Source organism: Rhizobium ecuadorense, assembly GCF_001187535.1.
GTDB lineage: Bacteria > Pseudomonadota > Alphaproteobacteria > Rhizobiales > Rhizobiaceae > Rhizobium > Rhizobium ecuadorense.
In genome coordinates this window covers 1-255 of sequence record NZ_LFIO01000603.1, presented here as the reverse complement: position 1 = coordinate 255, position 255 = coordinate 1, and the positions used below count along the sequence as shown (strand labels likewise).

Sequence of the window (255 nt, the reverse complement as noted above, 5' to 3'; positions counted from 1 at the left end):
GGCCCGTTCATGGACACGGCCGACGCAGTGGTGCGTGCCGCGTTGCGAGCGGGGATTCATTACCTCGACGTGACGGCCGAGCAACCGAGTGTGCAGGCCACGTTCGAGAGGCATGAGGTTGCGGCCCGGGAAGCGGGCACAGCCGTCATCCCGGCCATGGGTTTCTATGGCGGCTTGGCCGACCTGCTTGTGGCAGCTGTCATGGACGAGTGGGCGCACGCCGACGACATCGAAAATCGAGTTGCGCTGGACAGC

The 255-nt window shown here is 65.5% G+C and carries 1 pseudogene; it reads left to right on the top strand.

Features of this window, described 5'->3' with window-relative positions:
* A pseudogene (locus tag AF337_RS12225) lies at window positions 1–255 on the top strand (saccharopine dehydrogenase); the annotation flags it as partial.